Source organism: Streptomyces cirratus (assembly GCF_014650775.1).
Taxonomy (GTDB): domain Bacteria; phylum Actinomycetota; class Actinomycetes; order Streptomycetales; family Streptomycetaceae; genus Streptomyces; species Streptomyces cirratus.
On the sequence record NZ_BMVP01000022.1, the window covers coordinates 43,835 to 63,407 of the forward strand.

16 protein-coding genes are annotated in these 19,573 nt (G+C 73.1%); 7 read left to right on the plus strand and 9 right to left on the minus strand.

Features of this window, described 5'->3' with window-relative positions; all coding sequences use genetic code 11:
* Positions 1-158: 158 nt before the first annotated feature.
* Genes IE207_RS30575 through IE207_RS30585 form a run of 3 tightly spaced genes read right to left on the minus strand, consistent with a single transcriptional unit; the run spans position 159 to position 4,074 of the window.
* Positions 159-2,564 (minus strand): xanthine dehydrogenase family protein molybdopterin-binding subunit, encoded by a 2,406-nt coding sequence (locus IE207_RS30575; protein WP_190187586.1) that lies wholly within the window; start codon positions 2,562-2,564, stop codon positions 159-161.
* A gap of 2 nt (positions 2,565-2,566) precedes the next feature.
* On the minus strand, positions 2,567-3,175 hold the full coding sequence (locus IE207_RS30580) for a (2Fe-2S)-binding protein (RefSeq protein ID WP_190187587.1): 609 nt from the start codon (positions 3,173-3,175) through the stop codon (positions 2,567-2,569).
* Positions 3,176-3,177: 2 nt separating this feature from the next.
* Complete coding sequence (locus IE207_RS30585; RefSeq protein ID WP_190187588.1) at positions 3,178-4,074, minus strand: FAD binding domain-containing protein; 897 nt, start codon at positions 4,072-4,074, stop codon at positions 3,178-3,180.
* Between the two features lie 253 nt (positions 4,075-4,327).
* On the opposite strand from IE207_RS30585, the gene IE207_RS30590 reads away from it, so the two are divergent.
* Both IE207_RS30590 and IE207_RS30595 read left to right on the plus strand, forming a co-directional pair.
* A complete protein-coding gene (locus IE207_RS30590; protein WP_190187589.1) occupies positions 4,328-6,013 on the plus strand; it encodes a PucR family transcriptional regulator in 1,686 nt (561 codons plus the stop codon).
* A 202-nt stretch (positions 6,014-6,215) separates the two neighbouring features.
* Entirely contained in the window at positions 6,216-6,974 is a 759-nt protein-coding gene (locus tag IE207_RS30595) for a hypothetical protein (protein WP_190187590.1), read from the plus strand.
* Between the two features lie 684 nt (positions 6,975-7,658).
* On the opposite strand, the gene IE207_RS30600 is transcribed toward IE207_RS30595, so the two are convergent.
* On the minus strand, positions 7,659-8,372 hold the full coding sequence (locus IE207_RS30600; RefSeq protein WP_190187591.1) for a GntR family transcriptional regulator: 714 nt from the start codon (positions 8,370-8,372) through the stop codon (positions 7,659-7,661).
* A 130-nt stretch (positions 8,373-8,502) separates the two neighbouring features.
* Here IE207_RS30600 and IE207_RS30605 point away from each other — a divergent pair, with 130 nt between their 5' ends.
* Both IE207_RS30605 and IE207_RS30610 read left to right on the plus strand, forming a co-directional pair.
* The gene (locus IE207_RS30605) at positions 8,503-9,342 is read left to right on the plus strand and encodes a (2Fe-2S)-binding protein (protein WP_190187592.1); all 840 of its coding nucleotides are present in this window, start codon (positions 8,503-8,505) and stop codon (positions 9,340-9,342) included.
* A gap of 251 nt (positions 9,343-9,593) precedes the next feature.
* Positions 9,594-10,652, plus strand: a complete 1,059-nt coding sequence (locus IE207_RS30610; protein WP_190187593.1) for a DUF2637 domain-containing protein — start codon at positions 9,594-9,596, stop codon at positions 10,650-10,652.
* Between the two features lie 55 nt (positions 10,653-10,707).
* Here IE207_RS30610 and IE207_RS30615 read toward each other — a convergent pair whose 3' ends face one another.
* The 3 genes from IE207_RS30615 to IE207_RS30625 all read right to left on the minus strand — a co-directional run bounded on the left by IE207_RS30615 (position 10,708) and on the right by IE207_RS30625 (position 14,383).
* A complete protein-coding gene (locus IE207_RS30615) occupies positions 10,708-11,130 on the minus strand; it encodes an ATP-binding protein (RefSeq protein WP_373304795.1) in 423 nt (140 codons plus the stop codon).
* Between the two features lie 148 nt (positions 11,131-11,278).
* Complete coding sequence (locus IE207_RS30620; RefSeq protein WP_190187595.1) at positions 11,279-13,021, minus strand: pyruvate dehydrogenase; 1,743 nt, start codon at positions 13,019-13,021, stop codon at positions 11,279-11,281.
* Positions 13,022-13,087: 66 nt separating this feature from the next.
* Complete coding sequence (locus tag IE207_RS30625) at positions 13,088-14,383, minus strand: protein phosphatase 2C domain-containing protein (protein ID WP_229874165.1); 1,296 nt, start codon at positions 14,381-14,383, stop codon at positions 13,088-13,090.
* 343 nt (positions 14,384-14,726) lie between these two features.
* Here IE207_RS30625 and IE207_RS30630 point away from each other — a divergent pair, with 343 nt between their 5' ends.
* The 3 genes from IE207_RS30630 to IE207_RS30640 are packed head-to-tail and all read left to right on the plus strand — an operon-like array spanning position 14,727 to position 16,620.
* Positions 14,727-15,704 (plus strand): helix-turn-helix domain-containing protein, encoded by a 978-nt coding sequence (locus tag IE207_RS30630; RefSeq protein WP_190187611.1) that lies wholly within the window; start codon positions 14,727-14,729, stop codon positions 15,702-15,704.
* A 24-nt stretch (positions 15,705-15,728) separates the two neighbouring features.
* Entirely contained in the window at positions 15,729-16,211 is a 483-nt protein-coding gene (locus IE207_RS30635) for a DUF456 domain-containing protein (RefSeq protein ID WP_190187597.1), read from the plus strand.
* Positions 16,212-16,227: 16 nt separating this feature from the next.
* A complete protein-coding gene (locus IE207_RS30640) occupies positions 16,228-16,620 on the plus strand; it encodes a PPOX class F420-dependent oxidoreductase (RefSeq protein WP_190187598.1) in 393 nt (130 codons plus the stop codon).
* 413 nt (positions 16,621-17,033) lie between these two features.
* Here the strand turns inward: IE207_RS30640 and rsgA are convergent, their stop codons facing one another.
* Entirely contained in the window at positions 17,034-18,149 is a 1,116-nt protein-coding gene (gene rsgA, locus IE207_RS30645) for a ribosome small subunit-dependent GTPase A (protein WP_190187599.1), read from the minus strand.
* Between the two features lie 290 nt (positions 18,150-18,439).
* Positions 18,440-19,564, minus strand: coding sequence for a YihY/virulence factor BrkB family protein (locus IE207_RS30650; protein WP_190187600.1), 1,125 nt, complete (start codon positions 19,562-19,564; stop codon positions 18,440-18,442).
* Positions 19,565-19,573 lie beyond the last annotated feature (9 nt).

Sequence of the window (19,573 nt, forward strand, 5' to 3'; positions counted from 1 at the left end):
CTGCCGGTGGGACGGGCCGCGAGCGGTGCGGTCGGTCCTGCGTGTTCCGGACTTGGTACTCCGGGCGGTGCGGCTGGAAGTGTGACGTTCCCGTGTCACACCGCCCGGAGGATCCGTGGGGTTCGGCCCGGGGCCTCGCGGCCCCGGACCACGCCGTCCTAGAGGGTCCCGGTGAGGGCCTCCGGACGGATCGGCGTCTTGTTGAGCTCCAGGCCCGTCGCCTGCCGGATCGCGGCGAGGACGGCGGGAGTGGAAGACAGGGTGGGGGCCTCGCCCATACCGCGAAGGCCGTACGGCGCGTTCGGGTCGGCGAGCTCCAGGACGTCGACCGGGATGGTCGGCGTGTCGAGGATCGTCGGGATCAGGTAGTCCGTGAAGGAGGGGTTGCGCACCTTCGCGGTCTTCGGGTCGACGATGATCTCCTCCATGATCGCGACGCCCAGGCCCTGGATGGTGCCACCCTGGATCTGGCCGACCACGGAGAGCATGTTCAGCGCCTTGCCGACGTCCTGGGCGGTGGCGAGCTCGACGACCTTGACGAGGCCGAGTTCGGTGTCCACCTCGACGACCGCGCGGTGCGCGGCGAAGCTGTACTGGACGTGGCCGTTGCCCTGACCGGTCTTGAGGTCGAAGGGCACGGTCGGCCGGTGCCGGAACTCCAGCTCCAGGTCGATGGCGTCCTCGCCCTCCAGGACCTCGGCGATGTCCGCGAGGACCTCGCCGCCGTCGGTGACGACCTTGCCGCCCTCCAGGAGCAGTGCGGCGGTCGCCCACGCCGGGTGGTAGGACCCGTTCTTGCGGCGGCCGATCTCCAGGACGGCCTCGCGCACGGCCTCGCAGGTGTTCTTCACCGCGCCGCCGGTCATGTACGTCTGCCGTGAGGCGGACGTCGAACCGGCGGAGCCGACCCGTGTGTCGGCCGGGTGGATGGTGACCTGCGTGACGCCCAGCTCGGTGCGGGCGATCTGCGCGTGGACGGTGACACCGCCCTGGCCGACCTCCGCCATGGCCGTGTGGACCATCGCGACGGGCTCGCCGTTGATGACCTCCAGCCGCACGCGGGCGGTGGAGTAGTCGTCGAAGCCCTCGGAGAAGCCGACGTTCTTGATCCCGACGGCGTAGCCGACGCCGCGTACGACGCCCTCGCCGTGGGTGGTGTTCGACAGGCCGCCGGGCAGCGCGCGGACGTCGGCGCCCTCGCCGGCGGTCTCCCACTGCCGCTCGGGCGGCAGCGGGCGGGCCTTGACCCGGCGCAGCAGCTCGGCGACGGGCGCCGGGGAGTCCACGACCTGGCCCGTGGGCATGATCGTGCCCATCTCCATGGCGTTGAGCCGGCGGAACTCGACCGGATCCATGCCCAGCTTCGCGGCGAGCTTGTCCATCTGGGCCTCGTACGCGAAGCAGGCCTGGACGGCGCCGAAGCCGCGCATCGCGCCGCAGGGCGGGTTGTTCGTGTAGAGGGCGATCGCCTCGATGTCCACGTCGTCCAGGACGTACGGTCCGACCGACAGTGAGGAGGCGTTGCCCACGACCGCCGGGGAAGCGGACGCGTAGGCGCCGCCGTCCAGGACGATCCTGCACTTCATGTGCGTGAGCTTGCCGTCCTTGGTGGCGCCGTGCTCGTAGTGCAGCTTCGCGGGGTGGCGGTGCACGTGGCCGAAGAAGGACTCGAAGCGGTTGTAGACGATCTTGACCGGCTTGTTCGTGGCGAGGGCCAGCAGGCATGCGTGGATCTGCATCGAGATGTCCTCGCGGCCGCCGAAGGCTCCGCCGACGCCGGAGAGCGTCATGCGGACCTTCTCCTCGGGCAGACCGAGGACGGGGGCGATCTGCCTGAGGTCCGAGTGCAGCCACTGGGTGGCGACGTAGAGGTCGACGCCGCCGTCCTCGGCGGGAACGGCGAGGCCGGACTCGGGGCCGAGGAATGCCTGGTCCTGCATGCCGAAGGTGTACTCGCCCTCGACGATGACGTCGGCGCGCGTGCGGGCCTCTTCCACGTTGCCGCGGACGATCGGCTGGCGGTGCACGATGTTCGGGTGCGGGACGTGACCGGCGTGGTGGTCGTCGCGGCCCTCGTGGATCAGGGGCGCGCCCTCGGCGAGGGCCGAGGCCTCGTCCGTGACGACCGGCAGCTCCCGGTAGTCGATCCTGATCTTGGCGGCCGCGCGGCGGGCGGTCTCCGGGTGGTCGGCCGCGACGAGGGCGACCGGCTCGCCGTGGTGGCGCACCCGGCCGTTGGCGAGGACCGGGGTGTCCCGGATCTCCAGGCCGTAGTTCTTCATCTCGGCCGGCAGGTCGTCGTAGGTCAGCACCGAGTAGACGCCGGGCATCGCGAGCGCCTCGGAGATGTCGATCGAGGCGATCTCGGCGTGGGCGACGGTGCTGCGCAGGGTCTGGCCCCACAGCATGTCCTCGTGCCACATGTCCGAGGAGTACGCGAACTCGCCGGTGACTTTGAGGATGCCGTCCGGCCGCAGCGTCGACTCGCCGATGCCGCCCCGGTTGTGCTTCTGGGTGACGTTGGTCGGCGTGCCCGCCGGGACCGTACGCGTGTGCTGCGCCATGGTCAGACCGCCTCTCCCTGACGGGCGGCCGCCAGGCGGACCGCGTCGAGGATCTTCTCGTAGCCCGTACAGCGGCAGAGGTTGCCGGACAGGGCCTCACGGATGTCCTCGTCGGAGGGGGAGGCGTTCGCCTCCAGCAGCGCATCGGCCTGTACCAGCAGGCCCGGGGTGCAGAAACCGCACTGCACGGCGCCCGCGTCGATGAACGCCTGCTGGATGGCGGAAAGCTCCACGCCCTCGCCGGTGCGGGAGTCGGCGCCCTTGGCGGACCACTGCCTGGCCTCGTCCAGGGTGACGCCGCCCTTGCCCCCGCAGGCACCGCCGGTGCCGCAGGCACCACCGTGGCCGTGCTGCTCGCGCTGCTTGGCGAACTCCGCCAGGCCCTCGACGGTCACGACGTCGCGGCCCTCGACCTGGCCGGCGGCCACCAGACAGGAACAGACCGGCACGCCGTCGAGACGGACGGTGCAGGAACCGCATTCGCCCTGCTCACAGGCGTTCTTCGAACCCGGCAGGCCCAGGCGCTCGCGCAGGACGTACAGGAGGGACTCGCCCTCCCAGACGTCGTCCGCTTCCTGCTGCCGGCCGTTGACGGTGAAATTGACGCGCATGGTCACGCAGCCCCTTCAAGCGAGCGGCCGTTGCCGGATCCGCGGTACTGCTCCCAGGTCCAGACGAGCTGGCGGCGAGCCATGATGCCGACCGCGTGACGGCGGTACTTCGCCGTGCCGCGGACGTCGTCGATCGGGTTGGCCGCGCCGGAGGCGAGGTCGCCGAACTGCTTGGCGATCGACGGGGTGATGACCTTGCCCGACTCCCAGAAGCCGCCCTCGTCGAGCGCGGCGTTCAGGAATTCCTCGGCGGTCTTCGCCCGGATGGGGGTCGGCGCGGCCGATCCGATGCCGGTACGGACGCTGCGGGTCTCGGGGTGCAGGGCCAGGCCGAAGGCGCAGACGGCGATGACCATCGCGTTGCGGGAGCCGACCTTGGAGTACTGCTGGGGGCCGTCCGCCTTCTTGATGCGAACGGTCTTGATGAGCTCGTCGGCGGCCAGCGCGTTGCGCTTGACGCCCGTGTAGAACTCGTCGATCGGGATCAGCCGGGAGCCGCGTACGGATTCCACCTCGACCTCCGCCCCGGCCGCCAGCAGCGCGGGGTGGGAGTCACCGGCGGGCGAGGCGCAGCCCAGGTTGCCGCCGACACCGCCGCGGTTGCGGATCTGCGGGGACGCGACCGTGTGCGAGGCGAGCGCGAGGCCGGGCAGCTCCGTACGGAGGTTCTCCATGATCTGCGTGTACGTGACCGATGCGCCCAGGCGTACGACGTCCTCGGCGACCTCCCACTCACGCAGCAGGGCGATGCGGTTCAGGTCGAGGAGGTACTCCGGCCGGCGGTGGTCGAAGTTGATCTCGACCATCACGTCGGTGCCACCGGCGATCGGCACGGCCGTGGGGAACTCGGCCTTGGCGGCGAGCGCCTCCTCCCAGCTTGCGGGGCGAAGGAAGTCCATGAGCGGCTCTCTTCCTCTTCATCGTGACGTTCACTTCAAGCCAGGCGGCCCGGAGCCCCTCGACCGGTCGTTCATGTGCTGTTAACGCGGTGTGGAGTCAGTACACAAGCCGCGCGTCCTCCGGGTGCAGTCACCGAAACCATGAAGGAGTTGGCTGACGGCCTCCCTCGTCTTGTAGATTCGTATGAAAGGCAGGATGCGACGACCTGCCCGTTTTCCAACGGCAACATCGAGACAGATCGGCGGCGACATCATGCGGCTGCGCGCACTGCTGGAAACCGAGGCGCTGGGGCTGCGGCTGCTGGGCGGCGAGGAAGAACTCGACCGGACGGTCCGCGGGGTCATGACGACCGACCTGAGGGATCCCAGCCGATACCTCTCCGGAGGCGAACTTGTCCTGACCGGCCTGGCATGGCGAAAGAATTCAGCCGACTCCGAGCCATTCGTACGAATCCTCGCGAGCGCGGGTGTCGCCGGCCTCGCGGCGGGCGAGGCGGAGCTGGGGGACATCCCCGACGACCTGGTCTCGGCCTGTCTGCGCAACCGGCTGCCGCTGTTCGCCGTGAACGAAGACGTGGCGTTCGCCACCATCACCGAATACGTGGTGCGGCAGGTCTCCGGGGAGCGCGCGGGGGACCTGGCGGCCGTCGTCGACCGGCACCGCCGCCTGATGACATCGGGTCCGGCCGGTGGCGGCCCCGACGTGGTGCTGGATCTGCTCACCACGGACCTCGATCTCCGGGCCTGGGTGCTCTCGCCGACCGGCCGGCAGATCGCCGGGGCGGGCGAGCCGCTGGCACCGGGCGTCTGCGCGGCACTGGCGAGCGAGCACCTCGCGGCGGTCCGGACGGGCCGCAGGGGGCCCCACCGGATCTCGCTCCAGGGTATTACCTACTCCCTGTTCCCGATCAGGGGACACGGGCGCGGCCCCGGCGCCGTCAGCCGTGACGTGCGCGAGAGCGTGCTCTCCGACTGGCTGCTCGCCGTCGAGGCCGACGCGGGCGACTGGCCCGCCGAGCGGCTCGACCTGCTCCAGGGCGTCACCCAGCTGATCGCCGTCGAGCGGGACCGGCGGGACGCGGCCCGCACGGTGCGCCGGCGACTGGCGCAGGAGGTGCTGGAGCTGGTCCAGACGGGTGCCCCGCCGGCGGAAATCGCGGCCCGCCTGCGGGTGGCCGCGCCGGTGCTGCTGCCCGGGCTGGCGGCGGCCCCGCACTGGCAGGTGGTCGTGGCCCGGGTGGACTGGGACAACGGGGACATCCCCGGCGGCCCGGTGGCCCAGTCGCTGCTGGAGGAGATCCTGGTCGACCCGTCGCTGTCGGGGCCGGAGCCGTCCGACCGGATCGCGGTGGCCCATGCGGGTGACGAGGCGATCGCGCTCGTACCGCTGCCCGCGCTTCCGGGGGAGCCCGGGGAGTCCGGCGAGGACAAGGGCCCCGCCCGGGCGCTGCACGCCGACGAGCTGCTGGCCTCCGTACGGGAGCCCCTCGCCGCCGGCCTGGCCGACGACGGGAGGCTCACGCTGGGCGTCAGCGCGGCCGTGCACTCCGCCGAGGGGCTGCGCGGGGCGCTGGAGGAGGCCCGGCACGCCCGCCGGGTCGCCGCCGCCCGCCCCGGACGGGTGTGCGCCGCCGGCCACCACGAGCTCGCCTCGCACGTCCTGCTGCTGCCGTTCGTCCCGGACGACGTCCGGCGCGCCTTCACGGCGCGGCTGCTGGACCCGCTGCGGGACTACGACCGGCGCCACCGGGCCGAGCTGATCCCGACCCTGGAGGCGTTCTTGGACTGCGACGGCTCCTGGACCAGGTGCGCGACCCGGCTGCACCTGCACGTCAACACCCTGCGCTACCGGGTCGGGCGAATCGAGCAGTTGACGTCGCGTGACCTCTCCCGGCTGGAGGACAAGCTCGACTTCTTCCTGGCACTGCGCATGAGCTGAGCCGTGGCCGCCGAACCGCCGGGCGGCCGCCGAACGAAACGCGCCAGGGGGCCGGGGCGACGGCTGACGAGCCGTCCGGACTTTGTGAAAGAGTTCACCCGACCCCTTGGCCGGAGCCGCCGATCCGTGCTCTCATTTCGCCCCAGGGCTCAACGACGTGCTGCTCGATTGCTTCGGGGAGGGCAATGTGGCGGATACCGCCATGTCCGGTGCGGGATCGACGGGGGGCGACGACCCCCTCCAGCGGGCGATATGGCGGCTGCGTTCGCGCGGCTGTTGGACCGACGCGGCGGCCCTGCTGACGCCGCACGCGGGCAGTGCGCGGGCCGCCGTGCAGCGGACCGCGCTGCTGGTCGAGCGCTGCCTGTTCACGGGCCAGGGCTGGGCGGAGGCGGAGGACGCCCTGCGGATCGCGGAGGCGGTGGCCCAGGAGGACGACGAGCGGGGCGCGGCGGCGTGCGAGCGGGGCCAATTGGCGTACGCGGCCACGGTTCTCGGGGTCCGGGACCGCTCGGACGAGGCGCGGTCGGCGCTGGGGCGGGCGGCGGCGCTGCTGCCCCTCGGGTCCCGGACGCGGCCGCTGCTGGACTTCAGGCGTGGCCTGGTCGCCGAACACCTGGCGGACGCCCCGGAGGCGGCCCGGCCGGCCTACCACCGGGCGCATGCCGGGGCGTTGACCCAGGGGGACACCCTGCTCCTGTCGTTCACGTGGCGGCACCTGGCAGCGCTCTCCCTGCGGGACGGGGAGGTGGCGGAGGCCAGGGACGGCTTCGCGGAGTCCCTGCGCATCCGTGAGGAACTCGGCTTCCTGATCGGCACGGCCCCGGCGCTGGCAGCGCTGGCCGAAGCCGAACCGGAACCGGAAGCCGCCCGCCTGCGCGCGGAAGCCCGCCGCCTGTTCCACCTCCTGGGCGGCATCCCGACCTGGCTGGCGGACCAACTCCACCCCACCCCGGCCTGACCCTGGCCCCGCTTTCCCGCGCCCCCGGGGGGGCTCCGCCACCGCCGGGGCGCTCGCGCAGCGCCGCCGCACACCGACGGGCCCGCGAGGGCCCCAGCCCGGCGCGGGTGTTGCGGGACTGGGTTCCGGGGAACCCGGCGCAGCCGGCAGGCTTCCCGCGCGGCGCCGCACACGGACAGGTCCGCGGGGGCGTTGGGCGTCGGCTCCGGACACTGGGCGAATCCACCGAAGCCCGACACAGCGGGGGACGCTCCGCGCAGCAGTGCGGCGCGGGGTGCGGGTGGGGGCGGACGGCACGCCTAGCACAGCGGTGCCGCACACCGACGGGTCCGCCGGAGCCCGGGAACCCGGACGGGGCCCGCCGGGGCGTCAGGCCTCAGCCCCGGACACTGGGCGGAGCCCCGGGTGGGGAGCCCGACACAGCGGGGGACGCTCCGCGCAGCAGTGCGGCGCGGGGTGCGGGTGCGGGGCGGACGGCACGCCTAGCACAGCGGTGCCGCACACCGACGGGTCCGCCGGTGCCCGGGAACCCGGACGGGGCCCGCCGGGGCGTCAGGCCTCAGCCCCGGACACTGGGCGGAGCCCCGGGTGGGGAGCCCGGCGCAGCCGGCAGGCTTCGCGCGCGGCGCCGCACACGGACAGGTCCGCGAGCCGGCCCGGAACCCGGGCGGGTCCGCGGGGGCGTTAGGCGTCGGCGCCCGTGAAGTGGTCCCGGACCAGGGCTTCGACCACGCCGACCTCGCCGGCGATCAACGCTTCCAGCAACGCCCCGTGCTCCGCCGCATCCGCCACCAGCTGCGCCCGCCGAACCCGCGGAGCGCCCGGCAGTGGCAGCATCGCCCGGCGGTGCAGTTCCTCCGCCAGCCGCACCAGCTGGTCGTTCCCCGCCAGCGAAAGCACCGCCCGGTGGAACGCCCGGTCCGCCTCCCCGTACGCCGCGAGGTCACCGGCCCGCGCCGCCTCCCCCGTCGCCGCGGCCACCGGCCGCAGCTCCGCCCATGCCGACGCCGGAACGTCCCGCGCCAGCCGCAGCATCACCGGAACCTCCAGCAGCGCCCGTACCTCCGCCAGTTCCGCCAGCCCCTGCGGGCTGCGGCTCAGCACCCGGAACCCCCGGTTCGGGAGGCACTCCACCGCCCCTTCCAGCGCCAGCTGCTGCATCGCCTCGCGCACGGGGGTCGCGGAGACCCCGAACCGCTCCCCCAGCGCCGGTCCCGAGTAGATCTCCCCGGGCACCAGCTCGCCGTCGACCAGCGCGGCGCGCAGCGCGTCCAGCACCTGCCCGCGCACCGAATGCCGCCGCACCTGCCGCGCCTGCCGCGCGCTCGGCGCCTTCTGCGCGGGAACCACCTGGATCGTCTCCTCGGCCGGCACCCGGTCGTGGGCCGTTCCGTGCATGCGGTCCTCCTCCGGGTCTCGACCTGCTCCGAGAATAGGTGACACGCCCGGCGCAGCCCCCGACGCGCCACCCGCACCGATCCAGTAAGGTAAGGCTTACCTTGTAACGATCAGCGATCGGTGTGCCGCCATGCCCCTCCAGACCCCGGCCGTCACAGCCGCCTACCGACGCCTGGCCGAGGTCTACCCCGCGCTCGAAATCACCGCGCTCGACACCCACGAGCCGCTCCCCCGCGGGCCGGGGTGGACCGGCTCCGACGAGCTCGCCACCGGCGGTCCGGGCCTCGACGCCCACCTCGCCTGGGACACCGCCCAGGTGCTGCGCGACTACGGACGCCCCGGCCGGCCCGACGTCGTCGCCGGCTTCGGCTTCCACCGCTACGCCTGGCCCGCCTGCCTCCTGGTCACCGTCCCGTGGTTCACGCACCGCCGCGTCCCGCGCCTGGCCGCGGTGGCGTTCCACCGCACCACGGGCCGCCTCGCCGTCCGGCTCGACGGTTTCGCCTGCCTCCCCGACGACCCGGCGGCCGGTTCCCCCGGAGCCCGGGTCGTCCCGGACGAAGACGCCCTGCGCCGGGAAGTGCGGGACGCGGTGGCCGAGCACCTCGGGCCCGTGCTGGAAGGTTTCGGCCCCCGCATGCGGCGCGGCCGCCGCGCCCTGTGGGGGATGGTGACCGACGAGGTCGTCGAGGGCCTCTGGTACGTCGGCCAGTTGCTCGGCGAGGAGGAGCGGGCCAGGGCCGAGCTGGAGGCGCTGCTGCCCGGCTCGACCGCGCCCTACCCGGCGGGCGCGGGTTTCCGTACGCTCACGCGCCCCGACGGCTCCCCGCTGCCCACCCGCGACCGGGCCGGCTGCTGCCTCTTCTACACGATCCGCCCCGAAGACACCTGCCTGACCTGCCCCCGCACCTGCGACGCGGACCGCATCACTCGCCTCGCGGCGACGGCCGACGGCGTCCTCGCCTCGTAACCGCGTCACCCCGTAACCCTCGCAGCACCGAGCACCCCGCACGTGTGCCCCCGTCCCATCAACCCACCCTTGCGGGTGATGTCGATTCGAACGAAACTCCTCATCTATGCGCGTCAGTTCGAACCACAACACCCTATCCGGCGCGCGCCACCCCCCGAAGGCGTCCTCTTGCCCGGAAACCCGCATGCACGGCCGGCCGGCTGCGCCACTATGGCGCCGGAACGCCGCATTCGCGAGGCAAGGACATCCGCATGAGACTGACCGACATATCGCTGGACTGGCTGCTGCCCGGCGGCCTGTTGATCCTGGGCGTGCTTGCGGCAGTGGCGGTACTGGCCCGGGGCAAGCGCGAGAGCGAGAAGGCCGCGGCCGAGGACACGTGGGAGCGCAGCGAGGAGCGGCGCCGGCGCAAGGAGGCCGTCTACGGCACGGCCTCGTACGTCCTGCTGTTCTGCTGTGCGGCCGTCGCCGCCGCGCTCTCCTTCCACGGGCTGGTCGGCTTCGGCCGGCAGAACCTGAACCTGTCCGGGGGCTGGGAGTACCTCGTCCCCTTCGGTCTCGACGGCGCCGCCATGTTCTGCTCGGTGCTCGCGGTCCGCGAGGCGAGCCACGGCGACGCGGCGCTCGGCTCGCGCATGCTGGTCTGGCTGTTCGCGGGCGCGGCGGCCTGGTTCAACTGGGTGCACGCCCCCCGCGGCAGCGGCCACGACGGCGCACCGCAGTTCTTCGCGGGTATGTCGCTCTCGGCGGCCGTCCTGTTCGACCGCGCCCTCAAGCAGACCCGCCGGGCCGCGCTGCGCGAACAGGGCCTGATCCCGAGGCCGTTGCCGCAGATCCGGATGGTCCGCTGGATGCGGGCGCCCCGGGAGACCTTCGGCGCGTGGTCGCTCATGCTGCTGGAGGGCGTCCGCACCCTCGACGAGGCCGTGGACGAAGTGCGGGAGGACAAGCGCGAGAAGGAGCAGGACCGGCACCGCAGGCGCGATCAGAACCGGCTGGACCGGGCGCGCATCAAGGCGCTGGGCCGGCAGAACAGGGCGTTCGGGCGTTCGCGCGGCCGCCAGGTCGAACTGCCGGGGCTGGCCCCCGGGTCGGGCTCCGCGCCGGTCGGCGCGGAGCCGGCCATATCGGAAGCGGAGCAGCTGCCCCTGCGACGCCGGCCCTCCCTGCAGGCCGTGAACGGAACCGAGTCCGCTGATCCGGCCGGTCCCCGCACGGTTGACCTCACCGCCGAGGACGACACCCAGACGATTCCCCGGCTCGACTCACTGGAACGCAAACTCAAGGACCTTGAACAGCAGTTCGGCTGATCGGGTACGACCGCAGGGCCGGTCCGGAAGCGCTTGGGCGCGGCCGGGCCGGCCCTCATGCGTCGAGTTCGAACCAGACCACCTTGCCCGCTCCGGGGACGAGCGCGTCCACGCCCCAGTCGTCGGCCAGCGTCTCCACCAGGACCAGCCCCCTGCCGTGCGTACCGTCGTCGGCGGTCGGTACGTGCGGACGGGGACGGCGGGCGGCGTAGTCGCGGACCTCGACCCGCAGCCGGGTGTCGGCGATGCACGCGGACACCTCCGCGCCCTGTTCGGTGTGGACGAGGGCGTTGGTGACGAGTTCGGTGATCAGCAGCTCGGCCACCTCGGTGGCCTCCGCCCGGCACCGGTGGCGCATCAGCTCCCGCAGGGACCTGCGGACCTCCCCCACGGCCTTCAAGTCCGCCCGGCGGACGCTGTGCACTATCTCCGGCGTGTCCACCGCCCCGCCGCCCTCGACGGACGGCTCGCGCGGCACCGGCCGCCCCCTTCTCCACTGCTTTACGGTCTTCGCCCCCACCCGCACGGCGATGTACCTCCCCCGTGTCGCCTTTCCGAATCGACCCGCACTCTCGAACAGGTCTACGGGATGCATGCCCCCCGGGGCAATCCGCACTCCTGCGGGCTCAGGGACGCGGCAGGTTGCGCAGGTTGGATCGCGCCATCTGAACCATCCGGCCCACTCCTCCGTCCAGCACGATCTTGCTGGCGGAAAGGGCGAAACCCGTCACCATTTCGGCCCTGATCTTGGGTGGAATCGACAGGGCGTTGGGGTCGGTCACGATGTCCACCAGAGCAGGCCCCTTGTGCCGGAAGGCGTCCTTCAAAGCCCCTGTGAGCTGCTTGGGCTTCTCCACGCGTACGGCGTAGGCGCCGGCCGCGCGGGCGATGGCGGAGAAATCCGGGTTCCGGTTCGTGGTTCCGTAGGCGGGCAGGCCGGAAACCATCATTTCCAGCTCGACCATTCCGAGGGACGAGTTGTTGAACAGGACCACTTTGACGGGCAGCTCGTACTGCACCAGGGTGAGGAAATCTCCCATCAGCATCGAGAACCCGCCGTCACCCGACATCGACACCACTTGACGGCCGCGGTCGGTGAACTGTGCGCCGATGGCCTGCGGAAGGGCGTTCGCCATGGAGCCGTGACTGAAGGAGCCGATGATGCGCCGCTTGCCGTTCGGGGAAAGATAGCGTGCCGCCCACACGTTGCACATGCCCGTGTCCACGGTGAAGACGGCGTCGTCGTCCGCCACTTCGTCGAGGACGGCGGCGACGTACTCGGGGTGGATGGGGGTGTGCTTCTCCACCTTGCGCGTGTACGCCTTGACGACGCCCTCCAGCGCGTCCGCGTGCTTCTTGAGCATCCGGTCCAGGAAACGGCGGTCCGTCTTGGCGCGCACCCGGGTGTTCAGCACCCGCAGGGTCTCCCGTACGTCGCCCCAGACGGCCAGGTCCAACTGTGAACGGCGGCCGAGGTGTTCGGGGCGGATGTCCACCTGGACGATCTTCACGTCGTCGGGGAGGAAGGCGTTGTACGGAAAGTCGGTGCCGAGCAGGATCAGCAGGTCGCACTCGTGGGTGGCTTCGTAGGCGGCGCCGTAGCCGAGCAGCCCGCTCATCCCGACATCGAACTTGTTGTCGTATTGAATGAATTCCTTACCGCGCAGGGCGTGCCCGACCGGGGCTTTCACCCGCTCGGCGAACTCCATGACCTCGGCGTGCGCCCCGGCGGTGCCGCTGCCGCAGAACAGGGTGACCCGGTCCGCCTCGTCGATCAGCCGGACCAGTTTCTCGATCTCGCCGTCCCCGGGCCGTACCGTCGGCCGCGCTGTGACCAGGGCGTGCTCCACCGTCTTCTCCGGGGCGGGGAGGGAGGCGATGTCTCCTGGCAGTGAAATGACGCCGACACCACTGCGGCCGACGGCGTGCTGGATGGCGCTCTGCAGCACCCGGGGCATCTGCTTGGGGTTCGAGATCAGCTCGCTGTAGTGGCTGCACTCGGTGAACAGCCGGTCGGGGTGTGTCTCCTGGAAATACCCCAGCCCGATCTCGCTCGAAGGGATGTGCGAGGCCAGCGCGAGCACCGGGGCCATCGAGCGGTGGGCGTCGTACAGGCCGTTGATCAGGTGCAGGTTTCCGGGACCGCAGGACCCGGCGCAGGCGGCGAGCCGGCCGGTGATCTGGGCCTCGGCTCCGGCGGCGAAGGCGGCCGTCTCCTCGTGGCGGACCTGGATCCAATCGATGCCGCCGGTCCGGCGGATCGCGTCCACGACCGGGTTCAGGCTGTCGCCCACGACCCCGTACATCCGCCGCACGCCCGCGCGTACGAGGATGTCGACGAACTGCTCCGCAACGTTCTGCTTGGCCATGGAAGGTGCGCCCTCTCCGGTTGGGCTCTGCCGGGTGCGGCTTCCATCCACGCACGAACCGCCGGGTTACGCCTCCCAGACCGCGGCGGCCGTCCGGTCGTCGGCGTAACCCTTGAGGCGTAGCTGGGCGTCCGCGAGGAACGCCGCGAGGCCGGGCGGCTCAGCCTGTGACCAGCGCGCGGCCAGCTCGGCCGGGAGCAGCCCCTCCTCGCGCATGGGAGCCGCGAGACCACCCGAGCAGAGCAGCAGGGTGTCGCCGGGCCGGGCCACGGAGGCGCGGAAGCGGAAGCCGCCGGCCGCGTCCACCGGAGGGTGCTCGGTGCCCTCGGGCTCCAGGTCCTGCCACTGGCCGCCCCGCAGCCGGAAGAACCCGCCGGCGCCCGCGCCGAAGCACACCCGGGTGCGGCACTGCGGGTCCACCGGGAGCAGCAGTCCCCGCAGCCCGGCGGTGTAGCCCTCCTCCGCCAGCCCCAGTTCCGCCGCGTGGGCCCGCAGCCGGCCGTAGCCCCGGTCGGTGAGCCGCTGGAGCCCGGAGCGCAGGGCCTCGCGACTGCCGGCCCGGATGTCCTCGGCCAGCCGCTGCCGGCTCCGCCCGACGGCCGCCGCGACGGAGTGGCACAGCTCGGCCGCGGCCTCCCGGGCCCCGGGCGCGGCCCGGTCGCCGCCCGCCAGCGCCACGAGGACCAGGGCGTCGTCGCCGCTGCCGAAGCGGGCGGTCAGCAGGAAGTCCCGGCGGGCTTCGCCGCGGAACCGGGCGGAGTCCCCGCGCAGCGAGGCGGCGCGCAGGGTGTAGGTGCCGTAGCGGGCGCCCTCCAGGACGGTGTCGGGGGTGACGTCGCCCAGCCCGGCCGGGTCGGCCTCGGGCAGCGCGCCCGGCTCGGCCGCGTAGGTCGGGGCCCGGTCCCCGAGGTGCCGTACGTCGGGCCGGCCGGCCGGGTCGTGGTCCGGCGGTGCGGCGACGGGCCGGGGTGGCGCCTCGGGGGCTGCGGGTCCGGCCGGCGGGGGCGCGGCCGGGGTGTCGGCGGCCGGCGCGCTCCGGCGCCGCAGCGGCAGCCCCACGGCGGGCGGCTCCGGCGGGAGGGGCGGCACCGTGACCTCGCCCAGGGCGTAGCCGGTCGGCCCGGCCCGGCGCGGGTCGGGCGGCGGCTCCTCGGCCGGTGGCCCGGCTTCCGCCTCGCGGCGCTGTCCGGGCAGCAGCGGGCCCGGCGGGTCCGGCGCCGCGGCGGGGTCCTCGCCGTCCTTCACCAGTACCACCGCCGAGTGGAAGCGGTGGTCCAGCGTGTCCTCCGGGTCGGGCTCGGGTCCCGCGCCCTGGTCCTCGTAGAGCTTCTGCCACCAGTCGTCCGCGCGCCGCTGACTCATGCCGCTATTCTCGGCCGCCCGCGGGGGCGGAAAACGCCGAATGCACGAAAGAGGCCCACCGGGCCGCCGCCCGGTGGACCCCTCGCGTTCCCGTCGTACAGAACGGCGCATTCCGCCGCTCCGTTCGACCGTCCGGGGTTGCGGGCGCTGCCGCGACCGTCTTTCCGCCTCGGTGGCGACGGCGGGCTCCCGCTCGGCGTGGGCTCGTGGCCTGCGGATGTCCTGCTTCGGTGCCCCCCACCTTGGCAGAGGGCCGGGGGGTGCGGCGATGATGTCCGCGGCGGGTTCGCGCCGTGGCCGCTTCCCGCCAGGAACGGTACGAAGGGGTGGGTGGGTGGACGGGTTGCTGGGGGCGATAGGCCTGGACGAGGGCCAGGAGTCGGCGTACCGCGTGCTGGTGGCGCTGGGCGCTGCGGAGGTGCCCGATCTCGCGCACCGGCTGTCGCTTCCCGTGCGGCAGACCGAAGGGGCGCTGCGGCACCTGGAACGCCACGGCCTGGCGGCGCAGTCCTCGGCCCGGCCGGGGCGCTGGGTTGCGGCCCCGCCCGGGGTGGCGCTGGGCGCGCTGCTGACCCAGCAGCGGCACGAGCTGGAGCGGGCGGAGCTGGCGGCGACGCTGCTGGCGCAGGAGTACCGGGCGGAGGCCGCCGAGCCGGCGGTGCACGACCTGGTGGAGGTGGTGACGGGCGCGAGTGCGGTCGCCCACCGCTTCGTGCAGCTCCAACTGGGGGCGGTGGAAGAGGTGTGCGCTCTGGTCGACAGCCGCCCGGAGGTGGTGACGGGCGCGGAGAACGAGGCGGAGGAGCGGGCCGTCGTACGGGGCGTCGCCTACCGGGTCGTCATCGAGCGGGAGGTACTGACCCAGCCGACCGGGATCCGCGAGGCCACGACGGCGCTGGCGCGGGGTGAGCACGTCCGGGTGACGCCGCGGGTGCCGACGAAGCTGGTGATCGCGGACCGGAGCCTGGCGATGGTGCCGCTGACGGCGCCGGGCGCGGAACCGACGGCGCTCGTCGTGCACGCGTCGGGGCTGCTGGAGTCACTGGCGGGCCTGTTCGAGGCGGTGTGGCGGGAGTCCCTGCCACTGCGGCTGGGGGCGACGGGCTCGGCGGAGCAGTCCCTCGACACCCCGGACGCCACCGACCTGGAGATCCTCAGCCTGCTGCTGGCGGGGATGACGGACGCGAGCGTGGCGAAGCACCTGGAACTGGGGCTGCGCACGGTGCAGCGCCGGGTGAAGGGCCTGATGGAACTGGCGGGGGTCACGACGCGGCTGCAACTGGGGTGGTACGCGTACGAACGGGGCTGGGTGGCCCGGTAGGGCCGGTTCGGTCACGCTGGGCAGATGGATCTGCCTCAGCTGCTCCTGGTGGGGCTGGTTTTGCTGCTCGGGCTGCTGGGGGTGATGGTGCCGGGCGTCCCGGGGACCTGGCTGGTGTGGGCCGGGGTGCTGTGGTGGGCGCTGCACGAGCGCTCGTCGGCGGCGTGGGTCCTGCTGGTGGCGTCGACGGGGTTGCTGCTGGTGGTGCAGGTGGTGATCTGGCTGCTGCCACCGCGCCGGCTGCGCGGGGCGGGGGTCCACCGCCGGATGGTCGTGTACGCGGGCGCGGGGGCCCTGCTGGGCTTCGTACTGGTCCCGGTGGTGGGAGCCGTCCCGGGTTTCGTGGGCGGCGTCTACCTGAGCGAGCGCCTGCGCCTTGGGTCCTCCGGGCAGGCGCGGGCGTCGGTGCGGGTGGTGATGCGGGCGGTCGGGACGAGCGTGCTGGTGGAACTGCTGGCGTGCCTGATGGTGACGGCGGCGTGGGTGGGCGTGGTGCTGGGGGCGTAGGTGGGAGGCTGCCGGTATGACGACAACGGGGTTCAATGGTTTCAGCGAGGCCGAACTGTCGTACCTGCGGTCCCAGCGCCTGGGCCGGCTGGCGACGGTGGACCCGGCCGGGCAGCCGCAGGCGAACCCGGTGGGGTTCTTCCCGCAGGAGGACGGAACGCTCCTCGTCGGCGGGACGGCGATGGGCACGACGAAGAAGTGGCGCAACCTCCAGGCGAACCCGCGGCTGTCGCTGGTCGTCGACGACCTGGTGAGCACGCGTCCGTGGCGCGTGCGCGGCATCGAGATCCGCGGCCACGCCACGTTGGAGGTCGGCACCCACGCCCTGGGCCCGCATTTCAGCCCGGAGGTCATCCGCATCCACCCGACCCGCGTCATCACCTGGGGCCTCGCCCCAGCCGACGCCTGACCCCCAGGACGCGGCGCGCCCGAAGCGCCCCGACCCCGGAGCAACCGGACCCGCCCCGAAACGCGGGCGTCCCCGCAGCCCACGGCCACGGCCGGACGCCGGCAGACGACACGGGCCGACCGGCCCAACCCCCGCGCGGCCGGGGCGAAGCCGGCGCAGCCAGAGCTGCCAGGAGACGCCGGGCGAAGCCCCGGCACAGCCGCAGCCGGGCCCGAAGCCCACGGCCGGACGCCGGCAGACGACACGGGCCGACCGGCCCAACCCCCGCGCGACCGGGGCGAAGCCGGCGCGACCGGGGCGAATCCGGCGCAGCCGGCCGGGCACGGGCGAAGCCCCGGGCCGGGCCGGGCCCGGTGGGGCCGGGGAGAAGCCGGCCGCGGGGCGGCGTCGAGGGGCCCCGCCCGACGCCCCGGTCAGAGCCGGCCGCCCCGCTTCGCGGCGTGGTTGGCCCGGCCCTCGGCCGACTTCAGACGCCAGTCACGCCGGAGCTCCGACCGGAGCCGCGCGTCGGTCTTGGCCACGATCCGCTGGTTCTCCCGCAGCAGCTTCCGGTAGCTCTCCAGCCGCCGCTGCGCCAGCGCCCCGGACTCCACCGCCGCCAGCACCGCGCACCCCGGCTCCGCGACGTGCGCGCAGTCGTGGAAACGGCAGTCGGCGGCGTGGTCCTCGATCTCCGAGAACACCTGCCCGACCCCCGCCTCCGCGTCCCACAACCCGACGCCCCGCAGCCCCGGGGTGTCGATCAGCACGCCCCCGCCGGGCAGCGCCAGCAGGTTGCGCGTCGTCGTGGTGTGGCGGCCCTTGCCGTCCGTCTCCCGGGCCGCCTGGACCTCCATCACCTCCGCGCCGAGCAGCGCGTTGGCCAGGGTCGACTTCCCGGCCCCGGAGACGCCCAGCAGCACGCTCGTGCCGCCCGAGACCACCGCGGCCAGTACGTCCGTCCCCTCCCCCGTCAGGGAGCACACCGTCAGCACCTGCACGCCCGGGGCGGTGGTTTCCACGTCCTGGACCAGGTGGGCGAGCACCACCGGGTCCGGTACGAGGTCCGCCTTGGTCAGGACGACCAGCGGCTGCGCCCCCGACTCCCAGGCGAGCGCCAGGAAGCGCTCGATCCGGCCCAGGTCGAGTTCCACCGCGAGCGAGACCGCGATGACGGCGTGGTCGACGTTCGCGGCGAGGATCTGCCCCTCGGAGCGCTGCGAGGAGGTGGACCGCACGAAGGCGGTCCGGCGCGGCAGGTACGCCTTCACGTAGCGGGGGTTGCCGGCCGGCTCGACGGCGGCCCAGTCACCCGTACAGATGACCCGCAGCGGGTCGTGCGGAGTGACGAAAGCGGTGTCGGCGCGGACGGTGCCCTGCGCGGTCACGACGTCGCACTGGCCCCGGTCGACCCGTACGACCCGGCCGGGCAGCAGGCCCTGGGCCTCGTACGGGGCGAATTCGGCCGCCCACGCGTCGTCCCAGCCGATGGCGGCGAGGGCGTGCGCGGGGGAGTTGGAAGAAGAGGAATCGGAAGCGGGAAAAGACAAGGGGAACCCTTCACAGGGTGGCCCCGGCCGCGCGCGCTCGGCGGCGCGCGCAGAGGTATGGGGTCAGCCGGAGGCCACGGAGGTGTCATTGACGGTCTTGTGGGTGCGGGCAGCGCCCTGCGTCACGACAGTCATCAATGGACTCACCTCCGGGTCATGCACGAACTGGCCGTCCCCGACCGGCCTGCCGGGCGGCGGCGGGCGGGAACGGGCCCAAGGTAACAACGCCGCCGCGGCCAACGCCAACGGTTTTCCGGCCCGTTCGCAAAGGAGCCGGAAGGCGGCCGGCGTCAGTGCTTGCGCAGGCGCGCGGAATAGTCGTCAGGGGGCAGGAAGTTCGACCAGCGCTCGGGGAACTCCGAGGGCATCCCCCCGTCCTCGTCGTCCTCGGACTCCCCCTCGGCCAGCGCACGCCAGGCCGCCGCCCGCGCGATCAGCTGGGCGGCCTCCGCCTCCCGCACCCGCTCGTTCGCCTCGCGCGCCGCCGCCGTCGCCAGCGAGGGCCAGACCCGGTCGATGGCGGCGTTGACGGCCGCTCCGACGAGCACGGCGAACGCCGAGACGCCGATCCACAGCAGCACGGCCACGGGCGCGGCCAGGGACCCGTAGATCGTCGGTCCCTCGACGGTGCTGGTCAGGTAGATCCGCAGCAGGAACGAGCCGAGCACCCACATGGCCAGGGCCACGAGCGCGCCCGGCACGTCCTCGATCCACGGGGACCGCACGGGGACGGAGACGTGGTAAAGCGTCGTCAGGAAGACGATCGAGAGCAGCGTGACGGTCGGCCAGTAGAGCACCGCGATCACTTCCGTGCTCCAGGGCACCCACCGCACCACGGCGTCGGGACCGGCGACCATCAGGGGCAGGACGATCGCGCCGATCAGGAGGGCGACCACGTACAGCAGGAACGCCAGCAGCCGGGTCTTGACGATGCCGCGCTGCCCGTCGAGGCCGTACATCACCGTGATGGTGTCGATGAAGACGTTGACGGCTCGCGATCCCGACCACAGGGCGAAGGCGAAGCCGATCGAGATGAGGTCGGGGCGGCCGCCGCGGGTCACGTCGTCAAGCATCGGTCTCGCGATCTCGTTGACGCCCCGGTCGGACAGGACGGTGCCGACCGCCCGCAGGATGTTCTCCTCGATGCTGGCCACGAACGTGCCGCCCGTCCAGCCGTCCACGTAGCCGAGGAGGCCGAGGAGGCCGACGAAGAGCGGCGGGAGCGAGAGGAGGGTGAAGAAGGCCGCTTCGGCGGCCAGACCCAGGATGCGGTACTCGACGCACGAGTTGACGGTGTCCTTGAGCAGCAGCCAGCCCATCTTGCGCTTGGACACGTTGCGGTAGAGCGCGCGGGCCCGGTGGAGCCGTCCCGGCCGCCCTGGGATCCGCTCGGGTGTTTCTTTTGCTGGCTGCACGTCCTTACG